At 42.9% G+C, this 17,502-nt stretch carries 14 protein-coding genes; 9 read left to right on the top strand and 5 right to left on the bottom strand.

Annotated elements, in window-relative coordinates:
- The first annotated feature begins 3 nt into the window (after positions 1–3).
- The 3 genes from L2764_RS01980 (at position 4) to amtB (ending at position 2,362) form a co-directional block, all read left to right on the top strand.
- Complete coding sequence (locus L2764_RS01980; RefSeq protein ID WP_248938563.1) at positions 4–378, top strand: YacL family protein; 375 nt, start codon at positions 4–6, stop codon at positions 376–378.
- 381 nt (positions 379–759) lie between these two features.
- Entirely contained in the window at positions 760–1,098 is a 339-nt protein-coding gene (locus tag L2764_RS01975; protein ID WP_248938562.1) for a P-II family nitrogen regulator, read from the top strand.
- A gap of 13 nt (positions 1,099–1,111) precedes the next feature.
- Positions 1,112–2,362: an ammonium transporter AmtB gene (amtB, locus tag L2764_RS01970; RefSeq protein ID WP_248938561.1), complete on the top strand. Its 1,251-nt coding sequence runs from the start codon at positions 1,112–1,114 to the stop codon at positions 2,360–2,362.
- Positions 2,363–2,473: 111 nt separating this feature from the next.
- Here amtB and L2764_RS01965 read toward each other — a convergent pair whose 3' ends face one another.
- From L2764_RS01965 to L2764_RS01945, 5 genes are all read right to left on the bottom strand, one after another.
- Positions 2,474–3,811, bottom strand: coding sequence for a DUF4785 domain-containing protein (locus L2764_RS01965; protein ID WP_248938560.1), 1,338 nt, complete (start codon positions 3,809–3,811; stop codon positions 2,474–2,476).
- Positions 3,812–3,821: 10 nt separating this feature from the next.
- Positions 3,822–4,679, bottom strand: a complete 858-nt coding sequence (locus L2764_RS01960) for a lipase family protein (RefSeq protein WP_248938559.1) — start codon at positions 4,677–4,679, stop codon at positions 3,822–3,824.
- 980 nt (positions 4,680–5,659) lie between these two features.
- Complete coding sequence (locus L2764_RS01955; RefSeq protein ID WP_248938558.1) at positions 5,660–7,000, bottom strand: cytochrome c; 1,341 nt, start codon at positions 6,998–7,000, stop codon at positions 5,660–5,662.
- A gap of 7 nt (positions 7,001–7,007) precedes the next feature.
- Entirely contained in the window at positions 7,008–7,541 is a 534-nt protein-coding gene (locus L2764_RS01950; RefSeq protein WP_248938557.1) for a (2Fe-2S)-binding protein, read from the bottom strand.
- A complete protein-coding gene (locus L2764_RS01945; protein ID WP_248938556.1) occupies positions 7,538–10,336 on the bottom strand; it encodes a xanthine dehydrogenase family protein molybdopterin-binding subunit in 2,799 nt (932 codons plus the stop codon). Before L2764_RS01945 ends, L2764_RS01950 begins: the two co-directional genes overlap by 4 nt.
- A 616-nt stretch (positions 10,337–10,952) precedes the next feature.
- Here L2764_RS01945 and L2764_RS01940 point away from each other — a divergent pair.
- The 6 genes from L2764_RS01940 to L2764_RS01915 all read left to right on the top strand — a co-directional run bounded on the left by L2764_RS01940 (position 10,953) and on the right by L2764_RS01915 (position 17,497).
- Positions 10,953–12,215, top strand: coding sequence for an efflux RND transporter periplasmic adaptor subunit (locus L2764_RS01940; RefSeq protein WP_248938641.1), 1,263 nt, complete (start codon positions 10,953–10,955; stop codon positions 12,213–12,215).
- A gap of 29 nt (positions 12,216–12,244) precedes the next feature.
- The gene (locus L2764_RS01935; RefSeq protein WP_248938555.1) at positions 12,245–12,433 is read left to right on the top strand and encodes a hypothetical protein; all 189 of its coding nucleotides are present in this window, start codon (positions 12,245–12,247) and stop codon (positions 12,431–12,433) included.
- 17 nt (positions 12,434–12,450) lie between these two features.
- Complete coding sequence (locus L2764_RS01930; RefSeq protein ID WP_248938554.1) at positions 12,451–13,197, top strand: ABC transporter ATP-binding protein; 747 nt, start codon at positions 12,451–12,453, stop codon at positions 13,195–13,197.
- A gap of 97 nt (positions 13,198–13,294) precedes the next feature.
- Positions 13,295–14,596, top strand: coding sequence for an ABC transporter permease (locus tag L2764_RS01925; RefSeq protein ID WP_248938553.1), 1,302 nt, complete (start codon positions 13,295–13,297; stop codon positions 14,594–14,596).
- Positions 14,597–14,703: 107 nt separating this feature from the next.
- Entirely contained in the window at positions 14,704–15,921 is a 1,218-nt protein-coding gene (locus tag L2764_RS01920; protein ID WP_248938640.1) for an ABC transporter permease, read from the top strand.
- 70 nt (positions 15,922–15,991) lie between these two features.
- Positions 15,992–17,497 (top strand): sigma-54-dependent transcriptional regulator, encoded by a 1,506-nt coding sequence (locus tag L2764_RS01915; protein ID WP_248938639.1) that lies wholly within the window; start codon positions 15,992–15,994, stop codon positions 17,495–17,497.
- The last annotated feature ends 5 nt before the right edge of the window (positions 17,498–17,502 follow it).

Below are 17,502 nucleotides of genomic sequence, written 5' to 3'. Positions count from 1 at the left end.
TTTATGGAATATGAATTTTTACGCAATAGTATGACGGGAACCTTTTTAGCACGCTTTAGTATGGAGCATGCGATTATGGGATTATGGTTTTCTGAGGTATTGGCAGATGATAAAGCCTTTTATGTTGAAATTGGGCAAACGATTGTTCAGTTACAAGCAAATCAAATTACCAATAAAGTGTTTGTGGGTAAAAGCTTATCTGTAGAGTTAGATAATGAACAAGTTCGCGTGTTTGCCAATGAGATAGACATGGATCAAGAGATTGAACATGATATGGGTCTGTCTTTGTACACTTCGGAGTCTGAAGCCTTTTGTGGATTAGAAGATTTCTATGAAGTCTTGTTAAGTTGGCGTCGTTTTATTGATGAAAAGCATTAACTTATTCCTAAAAGAATATGCCTAAGTTGTTTGCGGATAAACAGTGTGCCTCAGCTTCTATTTCAGTAGAACGTCATCAATAGATAAAGCAGTTTTAGCTGCTTTTTGTTTTTTACTTTCCCCTTACTTTTCTATCCTTTCCTCTGCGCTAATAGTGTGCGCTTCACCTTATTCTTGCACTGAAAGAGTGCGTTTTAGTCAATGTAATCCACTTAATATATGTTATCTATATAATTAAAATAGCTTTTAATTAATGGCCTGATGTTTGAAAGCATCAATGGACTCAGACAATGAGATCCTACGTTTTGTCCTTGTTTGAGTGTAGAGTGCCGCATGAATGGCGCAAAATAACGATAAAAATGTCCTGTTAGGAGGGTCGCCATGAAATTAGTCAGTGCCATTATTAAACCTTTTAAATTAGATGATGTAAGAGAAGCGGTTGCCGAACTGGGGATTGAAGGTGTCACCATCACAGAAGTGAAAGGCTTTGGTCGTCAAAAAGGCCACACAGAGCTCTATCGAGGTGCTGAATACCGCGTGGATTTTCTTCCTAAGGTCAGACTAGACATTGCCACTCGAGCCGATAATGTCGATATCTTAATTGAGGCCATCATCTGTGCAGCAAGAACGGGAAAAATTGGTGATGGAAAAATATTTGTCTCAGATCTAGAACAAATTGTTCGTATTCGTACTGGTGAAGTCGACAACGAAGCACTTTAAGTCAGGAGTCAAAATGGAAGACATAAAAACAATAGGCCTGACAGTGGCTGAGTTACGATTTGCATTAGATACTTTTTATTTTTTAATGTCAGGGGTACTGGTAATGTGGATGGCGGCTGGGTTCGCTATGTTAGAAGCAGGCTTGGTTCGTTCTAAAAATACCACTGAAATATTAACCAAGAATGTGTGCTTGTATTCAATCGCCTGCGTTATGTTTTTGATTGTGGGTTATAACATCATGTACGTTGATAATACGCAAGGGGGCTGGTTACCTTCAATGGCAATGCTGATCGGAGAGCAAGCGAGTGATGCGAGCCATGCATTGAGTGCCGATTTCTTTTTTCAAGTTGTTTTTGTTGCTACTGCGATGTCAATTGTTTCAGGGGCTGTTGCTGAACGCATGAAATTATGGGCTTTCCTTCTTTTCGCTGTGGTGATGACGGGCTTCATTTATCCTGTTGAAGGGTATTGGTCTTGGGGCGGAGGATTTTTAGCCGAAGCGGGTTTTGTTGATTTTGCTGGCAGTGGCATAGTGCATCTTGCGGGCGCAGCGGCCGCACTTTCAGGTGTATTATTACTGGGAGCCAGAAAAGGCAAGTATGATGCGAAAGGTAAGGTGAACCCTATTCCCGGTTCAAATTTACCCATGGCGACATTAGGTATGTTCATTCTATGGATGGGCTGGTTTGGATTTAATGGGGGCTCGCAACTGATGATTTCAGATACGGCTAACGCCTCTGCTGTGGCCAAAATATTTGTTAATACCAATTCAGCGGCGGCTTTTGGAGCCATTTCAGCCATGTTAGTGTGTAAGCTAGTGTGGAAAAAAGTCGACTTAACCATGATCCTCAACGGTGCACTCGCAGGTTTAGTCGCCATTACAGCCGATCCTTTATCACCATCATTGATGGCGGCAGGCCTTATTGGCTTGTTGGCGGGGGGCGTGGTAATTTTTGCCATTATCGGTTTCGATCGCTGTCAAATTGATGATCCTGTAGGGGCTATTTCTGTCCATGGTGTAGGGGGATTGTTAGGACTATTATTGGTTCCCTTGTCGAATAGTGAAGCCAGTTTACTCGGGCAAATGTATGGTGCCTTTGTTATTTTTTCTTGGGTATTTGGTATGGGTTTAGTGACTTGGACTATTTTGAACAAAACGATGGTGATCCGAGTCAGTGAAGAGCAAGAATATGATGGTCTGGATGTGTCAGATTGTGGTGTCTCTGCATATCCTGAGTTTGTTGCTATGACCAATGCTCGTTAGTGAAGGCTCGCTGAGAGTTTGAATTATATTAATAAAAGTGGATCCCTGTCTATCAAGTGACAAATACAGGGGTCCATTGTTGTCTTTCGGCTGTCCACTGTTAAGTTCTGCTTACTTAAAAGTGAGCGCGTGTGCTTGGTAACTTAATCTTGCCATTTGACTTTGATCTTTTAGTTCAAGTTGAGTCAAAGCAAAAGGGGCTTTTAACCCAGATGCTTGGATAAGCTTCGCATCTAGCATGAGCTTTAGTTGAGGGCTATCGCGTGTGATCCAATTGGCTGCTTGGGTTTTTAAAATGACTTCACTTTGACCTTGTTTATTGGTGCCAGTGAATACAGCGCTGACTTCATATCGTCCTTCATTGGCCACATCGATATTGAGTAAGATAGATTGAAGTTGTTTATCTTGTCTCATTACACTGACTTTTTTGCTAATTTTAGCCGAGTTAACGAAGGCTTTAAAGGCTGTTTTGACGCTTCTTATCACTGGCAGGCCATCGATTTGTGTATCGACATTGACAACAATTTCACTTAATCCTGCATTGTGAGTGGATAAGGACTCACCTTGTGGCAATAGTGCTTGCCAATGATCAGCATACTTGATCACTTTAAGGGGCGTTTGCTGGCCTTGATTATTTTTGAGGAACGCCTTGGGAGTGAATGGCGCTTGACTGTTGGTTAACGCTAGATTAAAACGAATCGCGTCAGTATTCTCGGCAACAGCGATGGGTGCATTTAAGCTTAACTGAAAAGGAGAGTGTTTTTCTTTAACATTCAGTAAATAACGGCCATCACTCGGAAGCGATTTATTGACTTTAAGCCAATATAATCCAGGTTTAGCTTCACTGGATAATGCCAAAGCGCTGGAGTGATCACTCAGCCCTGCCGTTGCTAAGGCATCCGCATCCACTTTTGAATAAATAAGTGAGATAGCGTTTTCATTGATAGGATCCCCTTTTATGGCAAAGTCTGGATTGGCAGTGTAGGGGGTGACGATAATATCATCTGGCGAAATCGTATCATTGATATTGAGGCTGGTGAGCGTATCAAATCGTGGCGCGAGACGAATAACGCTATGGGTTTGACTCACAGCGAATGGCAGGCCTTTATTTAATTGCGCGCCAGTGACTGTTTTCCAATATTGATCGCTTTGACTGGTTTGTGTCATTGAAGGCGTATAGAGATCATGACTCGACATTTTAGAGACGTAGCTGACATATTGGCGACGAGTATTTATGGCAGAAAGAGAGACACTACTGATTTCAGAAGCATGTAAGTCACTCACCTTAGGTGAAGACAATACGAGTGATTGGCTGCTTAATAGCTCTATTTTAACAGGACTTATGGCTGTATTTTCTGCTGTGTTGTCATTGGCGTGAGCGAGGTGCAATACAGCCAAAGGACTACTCATAAATAGTAAGGCACTGGCAAATTTAATCATTGATGACATGGTAGCGTTCCTAAATATGTTGGCGAAGTAAAGTATCTAAGTTAAAGCAAGTCCGGCGACTCTGCTGATGGCTTAAAGGCTCTCTATCATTGGTTTTGCTGGTATCGAGAAACCACACTGAACCCGCTGCATTTTGTGATTTGCAGTCTAAGAAACCATCGGAGCAATTATCTAACCAATTTTGCGTGGTTTCCAATGCCACTTGACTGGCATAGCCGCCACAATAGCTATCATGGTCCCAAACGGCGGAGCTGACATCTGAGCCAACAACGACCTCAAAAGGCTTTAGGGTTGCAGGGCGATTTTGTGTGCCATAGAGCCAAGTCTCATTATAGAAATCCATCCAGCTGACTTGTTGTTGTTTTACTGCATCACTTTGGTAACCCAGTAGCCAGCCGACGGCTTGTTCGAACACATTGCCTTCAATGGCCGCATCGGCTAAGGGAGTGCCGCCACTGGAAGGTGCTAGTGCGATAACATTACTGGTGACATTGATAATAGAGGCGTAGCTAGCATCCCAAGTGGGATTCGATAGGATCCAACGAGCAATATTGCCACCGTTTGAATGTGTGATCATGATCAAATCATCGATATTATCATTGGTGATAAAGTTGTTGAGTTGACTGGCTAAACAACCTGCCGCAGCGTCATCCCACATGTATTGATCAAAGTCACAATTGATGACAGTGTATTTGTTGGGATTGCTTAGACCTTGTCGAACGGAGTCGACAAATTCAGCCGTCCAGTAATCGTCAAGTGCATTGGTTTGCTTACCCGTTCCATGAACAAAAGCCAGCCCTTTATCGGCATAGCTCGAGGAGCAGATAGCAATCAGACTGAGCAGTAACAGCGTGTTGAATATCTTCATTGGCGTGTCTCATGTTATTTTGATTTCAATGTCAGAGAATTATCCTTATCCAATAGTTGAAGCATGCTCATTAGGGATTGAGTCATCTAGGTGATTATTTAAAATCAGCACGCTAACAAAGCGTCTACTTTTTTATCATCGATAATATTGATTTTATTAATAGCAGCCAGATTTCCCCCAACGTTAGCTTTATTCAACAAGAGAGATACGGATAAATGTCAATATGCAGTCTGCGGGAATACGATGAAAATCCTTTTAGTTGGTATCTCACTGCTAAATGCCACCTGGTGCAACTTGTATCAAGTTGTGCCAGATGGGAATAACTTATCGATAACATTTTAAACACGCAACATGGATCAGCGGTACCTTAGTACTAGTTAGCTGATTTAGAAGGTGTGAATTTATCTGCGCTGTTTTAAACAAAGCCGTAAAAGCCATAATTGTTATTTAAATAGATTGAGTTATTTCATTTAAATAAGGCTTGGCTAATTTAAATGTTGTGGACTTTATTTTTATAAAATAAATATGGAATGACATTTTTATTCATTTTGACTGTTATAAGTCATATGACGTATTAAAAAACCTTTATGCTGGTATAGCGAGTCTTTTTTGAATCTCAGTAGGGTTTAATTCCTCGCTGCTTGCGGCGTAGAAGTATTTAGACTTTGGAGTCATTTAGATACCCCTCTTCGCGTAGCGAATTTGAGCCTAAGCGAAAAGCCTTGGCGTGGGGTCGTTGATTTTAAGCAAAGTGTGCGTCCTTTCTCCCTAACTTAATGTTAAAGCGTAGCATTTTAATGAGCCTATTCCAGTTTAAAAAAATGAGTTGCAAATATTTCCGTTTCAAAAAAATAATATCAATGGCTCATTGATATCGTGCAATTGGTATAAGGCCTATTGTAAAAAGTAGGCCTTACTAAGATTGATATAGGAGTGAACCACGCATTGTAGTCAGTTAAAAAGATAAGTTTAACAAACCATTAATGACTCGCTTGTTGTTGCATATGGCCTAAATAGCCTTCGTTCTCGAGTGTCTGGCGAATATCTGTCACCATTTTAGCATCAACAGTCGATTCTGGCTGGTTGCCCCAAGCGGCTCTGGCGAAGTTCACCAGTTCAGCAACTTGTTTGTCAGAGACTTGGTTGTTGAAGCTCGACATGGCAACAGAGCCTTTAGTGACACTTTGACGCTTACTCGGTAAGCCACGTAATATCACGGCAATCGAGTTGTAAGGCGAATTGGCACTAAAAGTACTGTTTAGATCCAGTGCAACCACGGCATTCGGTTTACCCAATCCGTCGACACCGTGACAACCGGCGCAGTAATTCACATAGGTTTTGTAGCCTGCAAGTGACTTTTCGCTATCGGTGAGATAGTGACGTTGCTTGTTGGCAGCGGTCGTTGTGGCAGTTTGATCCGCCATAACCGGTGTATTAACGTTATCAAGATCCAGTAAGTAAGCCGATATTGCATTGAAATCATCTTGGGTCATATGACTGAGGCTATGGTTAACCACCATGAACATACTGTCAAAAGTGATCCCCAATTTTGACTCGCCCTGTTTTAAAAACTGATTAAGCTCTTGGGCCGTCCAACCTTGATTTTTCAGCTCTCCTGAGGTGATATTCATGGCATTCCAGCCTTCTAACAGCGCCCCTTCTAATGCTTGATCGGGTTTCATGGCAAAGGCGAAGTTTCTTGGCGTGTGACATTCGCCACAATGACCTGCGGCTTCAACAAAATATTTACCTTGGTTCCACTGCTCACTTTTATGAGGATCGGCGCTAAAGTTACTGTCATCAAAGAAGAGTTGATTCCAGCCACCTAAACCAAATCGAATATTGGCAGGGAAGATGAGATCATTGCTAATGTTGGGCTCTGCAATGGGGGTGACTGATTGAAAATAAGCCCATAATGCATTCATATCCTCATCATTTAACTTACGATATGAGGTATAAGGCATGGCGGGGTAAAGATTCCCCACATTTTTTGAATAACCGTATTTGACGGCCCGATAAAAATCTTCACGGGTATAGCCACCAATGCCATGAGTGAGATCGGGGGTAATGTTTGTTGAATAAATGTCGCCAAATGGTGAGGCGAAATGAACCCCCCCTGCAAAGGGTGCACCGTTAGGGGCGGTATGACAAGCCACACAATCCCCTTCAATGGCGACCTGACGGCCACGTTCAATCACAGTATCATTGACAATCCATTGGCTTGCTAGAGGCGGAATTTTAGCATCTTTGCCACTGCCTAAATAGACAAAGGTAAGGGCAAAAATTCCCGCTAAGACGCCAATCATAAAGATATTTTTCATGGTGATCCTATTGCACGAGTTCTGGCTGAGATAAAATGAGATTTTCCATTGCTTCGTAATACTTCACATAACCAGTACAACGACAAACATGCTCACCTAAGTTGGCTTCGAGTGCAGCTCGTAATTCAGATTTTGCGACAGGTTTTTGTTTCAGTGACTCATAAAAGCATACGGCTTCATTGACAAAGCCGGAGGTACACCAACCACATTGGAATGAGAAGTTTTCAATAAAGGCTTGCTGAACGGGATGCAATACCACTTCTTCTGTTTTTACATCGATACTGGCATGACCTTCAACGGTCACTAAATTCATGCCATTAAACGCGCCTACACCATTGATACAGGTTCTATGGGTAATGGGTTCTATTTTTGTCTGCTCTATGATAACGCAGGCATGACATATGCCTGCGCCACAACCAAACTTTGTTCCCGTGAGATTTAAGTACTCATGTAAGAACTGGATCATCATGGTGTTTTGTGGCACTTGAAGTGGGCCAACTTGCTTCCCGTTAAGGATAAATTCTACAGTGATGGTATTCATGCGTTTAATCTCGCTTTGATTTGTTCGGCCGTGATAGGGGTTTGCTCAAAGCGCTCACCTATGGCATTAAAAAGGGCATCTTGAACGGCTGAAATAACCGGCAGCATAACGACTTCGGCAATCCCTTTTGGTCTTGCAGCCTTATCACTTGTTGGCAAGGTTTCTGATGTCATATTCCAGACATTTAAATCAGAGGCCATAGGGACATGGTAACGGTTGAGGTTCCATGTACCGTTGCCCGCACCTTCTTCAAATGGCGGTAAGTATTCATGTAATACATGACCCACACCCATGGCTAAACCGCCTTGAATTTGGCCATCAACAATAGGTTGAGAAATAACGGGGCCCGCATCTAATACACTGTGAGAGCGAAGAATATCGACCTTTCCAGTATACTTATCAACGGCTAACTCAATTAAGCAATCACAAGGTGCGTAGTAAGTCACCATGGCATTATTAAACTGAGTGCTTGGATACTTTACCCAGTTACGCTTGATTAAATGGTAACCCGCACTATCCATTTTTTGCTTTTTAGTTTGACTGGCGCCATCGCCATATCGTACGGCCATCGCATCTAAAGAGTGCACTTGGGTATCACCTTCAACGGTAAATTCCGCTTCAGTCCACGCCCAACGGTTTAGGGTATGGGAAACACTGCCGGTGACAAAGCCGAGTTCGTGAGCGGTTTTAGCCAGTAGCTTAAGATCTAAGGCGGGTTTTCCCTCAAGGACGAGTTTATTTTTGTCCCATTTAGCGGCAGATAAATCACTGTTTTTAGCCAGAGACCACAGAATACGTGCTGCAGGCAAAATACCGTATTGATAGACAACGTTACAAGCCCCTTTGGTGGCTTCTGTTTGGAAGGTTGCCGAATCAGAGGCACTACTGGCCATTAATTTAACCGGCGTCCATAAGGGATCTTTGGACATTTTATCTTGTTTTTCTTGGCTTATAATATACGGATTATCCGTTTCATACAGCTGCAGTGCTTTCCATGTTTCGGTCACGGCGATATGCACTTCATCGGCAGCAGAGCCAAAGAACTCATGGGTCAATAAGCCTTGGCTGGTTTGTGCGCCTGAGCCCATTTCCATGTACTCTATTTCCAGTAAAATATCGCCGTTAGGGGATAAATTAACCGCAGCATTGGGTCCAACATTACCGGTACCATAGTTTTTAGCCAGTAAAGAGTAACCGACACCAAAGTGTTTGTTGGGATTATTGGCTTCAAAGGTTTTTTTGTTGGCGACTCGTTGTTGCCAAATCGGATGTTGCTCAGCTTTATCTAAAATTTCACGGTAACGAATTTCACCGTCGATTTCGGCGCCTTGGGTATTTAAGTCAGCCGTTTGCATTAAGTTTCTGCGGCGCAATTCAAAGGGATCAACATCCAGTTCGGCCGCAGCTTGCCCTATCATCAAATCAATCACAGGCATACATTGAGCCGAGCCATAACCTCGCATTGAACCTGAGGTGACATTGCGAGAATAGTATGCAGTGGCTTGTAGATCGCTCTGAGGAATATAAAAGACCCCTTGCATGGCAGACATACCCGCAGAAGCAACACTGGCTGAGAAGTTTTCACGTCCACCGCCATCGACATCTGATTTAGAGGTCAATGCTTCAATTTTGAGGGTTTTTTTATTAATGGCTAAACGATTTTGAATTTTGAACGGATGGCGCTTTAAACCCGATTGAAATTGCTGATAACGATCGTTTGCAATACGAATAGGGTTGCCATCTGAAAACAAACTAGCCGCTAGTGTGTAAAAGGGAAAGATAGAATGATCTTTCGCGCCAAACGCGCCGCCCACAAAACCGGAGTAGAGTTTTACATTCTCTATATCTTTACCGGGTTTTGAGGCTTTTAACATATGCACAGCCATTTCGGTAAAGTCGGTTGGATCTTGGCAGGTGACAGTGCCATGCATCGTGGCTGTTTTTGTATCAAACCAGATGTTAGCCGCCTCAGGTTCAAGCATCATGGGTTCAATGATTTGTGTTTGAAACTGTTTATCGACCACATGAAATTTGTCATCAGACATGCTTTGATGAATGCGATCAGCATAAAACATGCCTCTTTGTCCTAAATCACCCTGAATATTGCGCTCAGTTGGCCACTTAGGTTGTCTGAGTTGGTAAGCGGGAAAAAATAATCCGTCTTGGAAGGGAGAGAAAACATCGATACCTTCAGTACGGTTTTCCGCGACGCGTACGACTCGCCATGCCGCATAGGGATTACGCTCATAGACGGGGACTTTTACACCGTATTTAACGATGTCTTGATTAAAATCGAGACGAGATTTTGCGGTATTAAAATCATCAAAGCGATCAAACAGTAAAATGGCGACGGGATGACCCAAAAAGTGAGCCACGTTACCTTTTTCTAACAGCATCTCTTTACCATGAAATCGAGGTAGTTCAATATCATGGTCGGCTAAATCTTCAGCTAAAATGACTTTTGTGGGTTGCTTTTCTAAAAATGACAAGTCGATATTTTCGAATGTTTGATCTGCTTTTGTTGCACAGACGATATAACCATGCCATTGATTATTGGGCCAATCGGCAAAGTCTTGCGCTCTAAAATCACGGGCGAACACTTTTTGTCCGGTGACTTTTTGCATGGCATCGACACGATACTTAGCTTCACCATTACTCGCCCAACCTTTATTGGGTTTATATAAATATTCTTGTTCTCGAGTCATGGCGCTAGCCAGTGGTGCAAAGTAGACACTCACTCCAGCAATGACGACGGTTTTTATAAATTCCCGACGAGTCTGTTTAAATTCTTTCATCTAACCGCCTAATACAGATAAAATAAATCAAAGATAAGCCCCTTAATTTTAAAAACGCTGGCGCTGTATCTAGCTTGAAAATTAGCTTTCTTTACACGAAAACCGATTAAAATAACTTAATATCAAACAAGTTTCAAACAATTAGATCAAATTTACACAAAATAAAAACATTACAAAAACTATGGGTATAATTTTATATTGAACTTATTGATGGCTATTTATTCTTGGACCGTCACTTTTAAGACATTAAGACATTAAGACATTAAGACATTAAGCCATTTGGCTATGGTTAATGGATCTTCTTATTACAAATTCACTGTATTCCTCATTTGATTAATGATCAGCGGACACTTAATCTGCTCGCCGGACAGGTGAGTGTGATGAATACCTCTGTTCGGACACCTATTATAACTGTCCGCCGGACACTTTTTGAATCTAAATTAATGTAATTATTTGTTTTTAATTGAAAAATAAAATTTGGCATACTTATCGCATTATCGAGAGTCAATAAGTGGCCGCTCAAGATTGGCGTGGTGACAGTACGTAAGGCCAGTACATAAGATGAGTACTTAACAGTGCGTAAGTGATATTAGGGATGAATAGTAGAGACATGAGCATGATTAAAGATACCAGTGGACAAGATAAGCTTTGTTCTCCAAATAAAACCCGAAAATTCGTCAGGCCGTTGCTGGTTATTGGGGGGGGATTACTGGTAACTGGACTGGTATGGCTTAGTATATCGTCGCCTCAAGCCAGCTTCTCTATAAATGCTGAAGCACTTCGATTTGCCACATTAGAGAAAGGCACATTAGTGCGAGATATCAGTACCACAGGCATCATAGTCGCAGCGAATGCCCCCGTACTTTATAGCCCTGAAATGGGGTCAGTGACACTTGCCCTGATGCCTGGAGATCACGTTAAAAAAGGAGAGGTGATAGCCCGAATTGAGAGCCATGCCTTGTTGAGTCAATTTAAACAACAAGGTTCGGTATTGGAAGGGATGAAGAGTGCGCTGGAGCGTGCCAAGCTTGACGCGCGTCGTCAGCAATTAACCACAGAGAGAATTTTGGATATGGCACGGGTGGATTTAGTCGCGGCTGAGCGAGAGAGTCGTCGGGGGGACTTATTGATTAAGTCACATTTAATCAGCGAAATTGATTTTGAAGCGGGTAAGGATACGTTACAAAAAGCCGAGCTACTTTATGCCCACTCGGAAAAAGAAGTGGCCTTGATGAAAGACACGCTTAGCTTTGAAATTAAAGATAAGGCCTCTGATGTCAAACGTCAAAGTTTAGTGGTGACAGAGTTAACCAGACAAGTGGCTGCGCTTGAGCTCATCGCACCAGTCTCAGGTATTATTGGTAATTGGCTGGTTGAGCAAAACGCGCGGGTATCTCAAGGACAAGCATTATTCACTGTCGTGGATTTAAGTGCATTTGAGGCAGAGCTGGCCGTACCTGAAACCTACGCCGATGAATTAGGTTTGGGAATGACTGTGGTGCTTAATTTTGGTGCCGTCACGGTGGCTGGAACCTTATCATCCATTTCACCAGAGGTCATTAATCGTGAAGTCAGTGCCAGAGTCCGTTTTACCCAAGATGACAGTTTACACCTAAGGCAGAATCAGCGGTTATCGGCTCGGGTACTACTTGAAAATAAACCCAATGTCCTCATGGTCAAACAAGGTGCTTTTGTGCGCAGTGGGGGGGGGCAGCGGGTCTATGTCGTGCAAGATAATATTGCCAAGTCTATTCCTATTACCTTAGGGGCGCGCAGTATGAGTCATGTCGAGGTGCTCAGTGGTGGACTTGTTGGCGATAGGTGGGTGATATCCAGTCTTGATCCTTTTAAAAAAGCTCATGAAGTTCAACTGCGTTAATGATTGAATTTAAAAATAAAAAGGTCTTAATGAATAAATCGAACTTAGTGACTCTGTTGCTGTTTATTGTTCTCCTATTACAGCTTGAAAATAACATGATAAGCAAGACGTTCTTTGTTCATTTCTCATTATTGGAGCTGTCTTTTCAATTAGAAGTCAGCTTGTTTGAACACAGTGCCGTGAATGGCAATCCCATTGATGGAATGCAACAGGTTTAAAAATAAGGAAATAGAAAATGTTAGCGATGAAAAATGTGAGCAAGATTTTTAAAACAGACTTAGTCGAAACCCATGCTTTGCGAGATTTCAATTTAGAAGTCAATGAAGGTGAGTTTGTTGCTGTCACAGGGCCTTCCGGTTCGGGTAAAACCACCTTCTTGAATATTGCGGGGCTGTTAGAGGGGTTTACCCAAGGGGATTACTTTCTCGATGGGGTGAATATCTCTAATGTCAGTGATAATAAAAGTGCCGCCATTCGTAATGAGAAAATAGGTTTTATATTTCAGGGGTTTAATTTAATTTCTGATTTAAATTTGGCTGAGAATGTTGAAGTACCACTGAGATATCGTGGTTTCAATGCTAAAGAGCGTCAGCGCCGAGTGATTGAAGCGTTAGAGCAAGTGGGTTTGGCGGCGCGCATGAAGCACTTGCCCTCACAATTATCGGGTGGGCAACAGCAAAGAGTGGCAATTGCCAGAGCACTCGCCGGTAAGCCGCGATTTTTATTGGCCGATGAGCCCACAGGGAACTTAGACAGTTTAATGGCAAGGCAAGTGATGGCGTTACTCGAAAATATTAATCAAGCGGGCACCACGATTATTATGGTGACCCATGATGGGGATTTAGCGAGGCGTGCGCAACGCAATATTCAAATAGTCGATGGTCAAGTATGTGACTTTAGTCTGTACCAAGGTCAAGACCTGAGTGCGACTAAAGAAGCTCATCAACAAGTTAATATTGCAAATAAGCCCGTGGCTGTTTAGCTGAACAGTATTCAGGGTATTGCTATCGAGTTTGCTAGGATCTGTTTATATAGGAGCAGTTCAGCAGTCGCTAAGTGACGATCGAGGGAGATCAGAGATGTTTTTTTATTATATGGACTTGGGTTGGCGCAGTATCAAAAAAACGCCATACCTGTCATTACTCATGGTGCTGGCCATTTCGATTGGCATAGGGATCACCATTACCACTTTCAATGTGTATCAACAAATGAATACCAATCCAGCGGGTGAGCGTTCAACTCAGTTGTTTGCTGTGCAGTTAATGAGTCAAGGGAAAGATACTTGGCCTGACATTAATGCGCAAATTACCTATCAAGATGCCATGAATCTAAGGCAGAGCACTATTCCGACAAGACAAATAGCCATGTATAAAACAGGCGCGGCGGTGCAGACAGGCGATGCTAATTTTCAACCTATGTTGGAAAACATTCGGGCAACAGACAGTGATTTTTTTGATTTATTTTCAGTGCCTTTCATCTACGGCGCACCTTGGGATAAAAGCATCGATGTCGATGCCGCTTATCAAGTGGTGATCGATGCGGATTTGAATCAACGCCTGTTTAAAGGCGAAAACAGTGTCGGCCGTGAGCTGTATTTAAATCAAATGCCCTATCAGGTGGTGGGAGTGATAGCCGATTGGCATCAAAGCCCTAAGTATTACGACTTGAATAACGGTCCCTTTAGCGATCCAGAATCGATTTATGTGCCTTTATCCTTAGCGCCGATTGAAGAATTTGAATCTTGGGGAAACAATCAAAGCTGGAACACTGAAAATATTCGTAATTACCAAGAAGGATTGCATTCAGAAACCCATTGGTTGCAATACTGGGTGGAGCTTGAAAGTGAGCAGCAGGTTCAAGATTATCAAGCTTGGCTGCAGGCTTATGTAAAGCAGCAACAAGGATTAGGGCGCTTTGAGCGCGATGATGCCAGAGGTGAGGTGTCTGATGTCCAAGCTTGGCTCGATTTCAATAAAGTGGTCCCTGAAGATAATAAAATCCTAGTGGGACTCAGTGTGTTGTTTTTAGTGGTGTGTTTGGTGAATATGTTGGGGTTATTGCTGGCTAAATTTTTAAAACGTGCGCCTGAGGTCGGTGTACGCCGCGCCATTGGGGCGAGTCGATTGCAAATTTTTGCCCAATATATGATAGAGGTGGCCATGATAGGTGCCGCAGGTGGGGTGTTTGGTTTGCTCTGGGCTTGGATGGCATTATCGCTGTTAACATCACGTTTTAAATTAGGGGAAGCGTTAACCCAGCTAGATCTGAGTATGTGGATTTTTGCGCCAATGATTGCCATTGTGTCGACTTTATTGGCGGGCATGTATCCTGCTTGGCGAATTTGCCGTACTCAGCCTAGCATTTATCTCAAAAGCCAGTAAAAGGATTTTATGATGTTACATATTAGACCTATTTTAAGCACCTTGATGCGTAATAACATCCTGACCTCACTATTATCTGGTTTTATAATGATTAAGGACATTTTATGATGTTACATGTAAAACCCATTTTAAGCAGCTTGATGCGCAATAAAACCGGGCCATTATTGCTGTTAGTACAAATCATGCTCTCGGTGGCCATTGTGGCAAACGCCAGCTTTATTATTATTGAACGGTTAAGCTTAATGCAGCGTGATTCTGGGGTGGAAGAGACACAAGTGTTTACCTTTAACCTTTATGCTTTCGATACTGATACTGATATTGATTTGGATAAACAAAGGCAGCGTGATTTAGCCGCAATTAGACGCTTACCTGAGGTGATAGATGCCAGCACTATTAATATGTCGCCTTTAGGCGGCGGCGGATCATCATCGACGTTTACCGTGGGAGAAAGTCAAGAGACGTCACAATATGCCCCCGAAGCGCCCATATTCTATAGTGATGAGCATTTAGTGAATACCTTAGGGGTTAAATTGATTGAAGGGCGTAATTTTTATGCTGATGAAGTGATCACAAGCGGTGGGGAAGCCCCAACTTTAGTGTTGGTGACTCAAGTGTTTGCCCAAAAGACATGGGGTGATGAGTCACCACTCGGTCAGATCATTTATATGGGCGAGTGGGGAGATTATCCGGTCAAAGTGATCGGGGTGATTGAGACCTTACAAGGGGCTTGGGTTGATCGAGAGATGAATGATAATAGCCTTATTTTTAATGTCCCAATGAACGGCGCGTTTCATAAGTATGTGGTGCGGAGCGATCTGGATAATATTGCCAGTTTAAAAGAGATCATTCCTGCTTTATTACATCAAGATGAGCCCAATCGAGTGATAAAAGGCTTTAAGACGATCGCTGAATACAGGCAAAGTGCTTATCGTGCCCATGAGTTGATGGCCACAGTGCTGGGCATGATGGTGATATTGCTATTACTCATCACCTCTCTAGGCTTAGCGGGCTTGGTGATGTTTAATGTTGGCCGTCGCACTAAACAAATAGGTACTCGCCGCGCGCTTGGGGCCACCAAAGGTGATATTGTTCGCTTCTTTCTCGTTGAAAATTATATTATTTGTATTATCGGTGGCAGCCTTGGCGCTATACTGGCTCTGCAGCTTGGGGAACAATTAATGCAGCTTTATAGTTTGCCCATATTGGCTCCGATTTACCCTTTGCTGACCTTTTTGGGGTTGATCGTTTTGACGACCATTGCGGTCATTGTTCCGGCGCAAAAAGCCGCCATGATTTCGCCTGCGACGGCTACTCGCAGCGTTTAACATAGTGTATAACATAAAGTGTTCAATACTTGAATAATAGAGTAAACCCATGCCTAAAAATCCTTCGCCAATGAGCGTAACAGAGAATACTGTGATCACCCAGACCTCGGTTAGGGGGGCGCTTATCTTGATTGTCGATGATAGTCAGGCAATATGCGATGCTTTGTCCTTGATGCTGCAGTTACAAGGCTATACTACCTTAAGTTGCTTATCACCAAAGGCTGCATTGGCGTTTATTGACCAGTATGATATTGCCTTAGTGTTACAAGACATGAACTTCACTCAAGATACAACCTCGGGTGAGGAAGGCAAGGCCTTGTTTTATGCCTTACGCGCAAAACAGCCACTGCTGCCCATTATCTTACTGACAGCATGGACTCAGCTTGAATTGGCGGTGGAATTAGTCAAGCATGGTGCCGCCGATTATATGGGTAAACCTTGGGATGATAATAAGCTGCTGACGAGTATTAATAATCTGATGGCCTTACAGCATATGACAAAAGAGAAATTTCAACTTGAACGTGTCAACCAACAGCGTATGCAAGGAATTGATTCTGCTAATTTATGTGGTTTAGTGTTTGCCAGTGGGGTGATGCAGCGCTGTGTCGATTTAGCACTGCAAGTGGCAACCTCCGATGTGTCAGTATTAATCACCGGCCCAAACGGTGCGGGTAAAGATAAATTGGCCGATATTATTCATGCTAATTCGTTTTTACGAGATAAACCTTTTATTAAAGTGAATGTGGGCGCTTTGCCGGTGGATTTATTAGAAGCAGAATTGTTTGGTGCGGAGGCGGGCGCCTTTACGGGCGCAACCAAAGCCCGTATTGGTCGCTTTGAGGCGGCTGATGGCGGCAGTTTATTTTTAGATGAAATTGGTAATTTACCCTTATCGGGTCAAATCAAGTTGCTGCGAGTATTACAAACTGGCGAATTTGAACGTTTAGGCAGTCATGTCACGCGTAAAGTAAAGGTACGGGTGATCAGCGCGACGAATGCAGACTTAAGCGCGGCGATACAAGCGGGGGTCTTTCGTGAAGATCTATTTTATCGCTTAAATGTGATAGAGCTGGCGTTAGCGCCCTTAAGTCAGCGCCAAGATGATATTTTACCTTTAGTGTGGCATTTTATAGGCGCGGATTTTCATCTGGATAAGCAGGCCAAGCACAGTCTTTATCATTATTCATGGCCAGGTAATGTTAGAGAGCTTGAAAATGCTTGTAAGCGTGCGGCGATCTTAGCGCAAAGTGCCATGTTAACGACGAATGATTTTGGCATAACAATTCAAGCGCCATCTACTCAAGGTATTGTTAAGTTTGAATTTACTTCCTCTAAAGTTGATCGCGCAGAGAGTCACTTTTTTTTGCCGGAACAACATAGCGCATTGTCAAAAACGAGTATACCTGCTGTTTCCATTACTTCTCTTTCTACCCCCGCTCTTCCTATCGTGAGCAAAACCCGTATCGAAGAATCTTTAGGAGAGCATAACTGGGTGATTGCGCGAGTAGCAAAATCTTTAGGGTTAAGCCGTCAATCTTTATATAGACGGATGGAAAAATACGGTATCGAGAAATAAAGGTG

It is taken from the genome of Shewanella surugensis, assembly GCF_023284005.1.
In the GTDB taxonomy this organism is placed as follows: Bacteria; Pseudomonadota; Gammaproteobacteria; order Enterobacterales; family Shewanellaceae; genus Shewanella; species Shewanella surugensis.
Note: the sequence above shows the minus strand (reverse complement) of the source record. Positions and strands in the feature narration are given on the sequence as shown.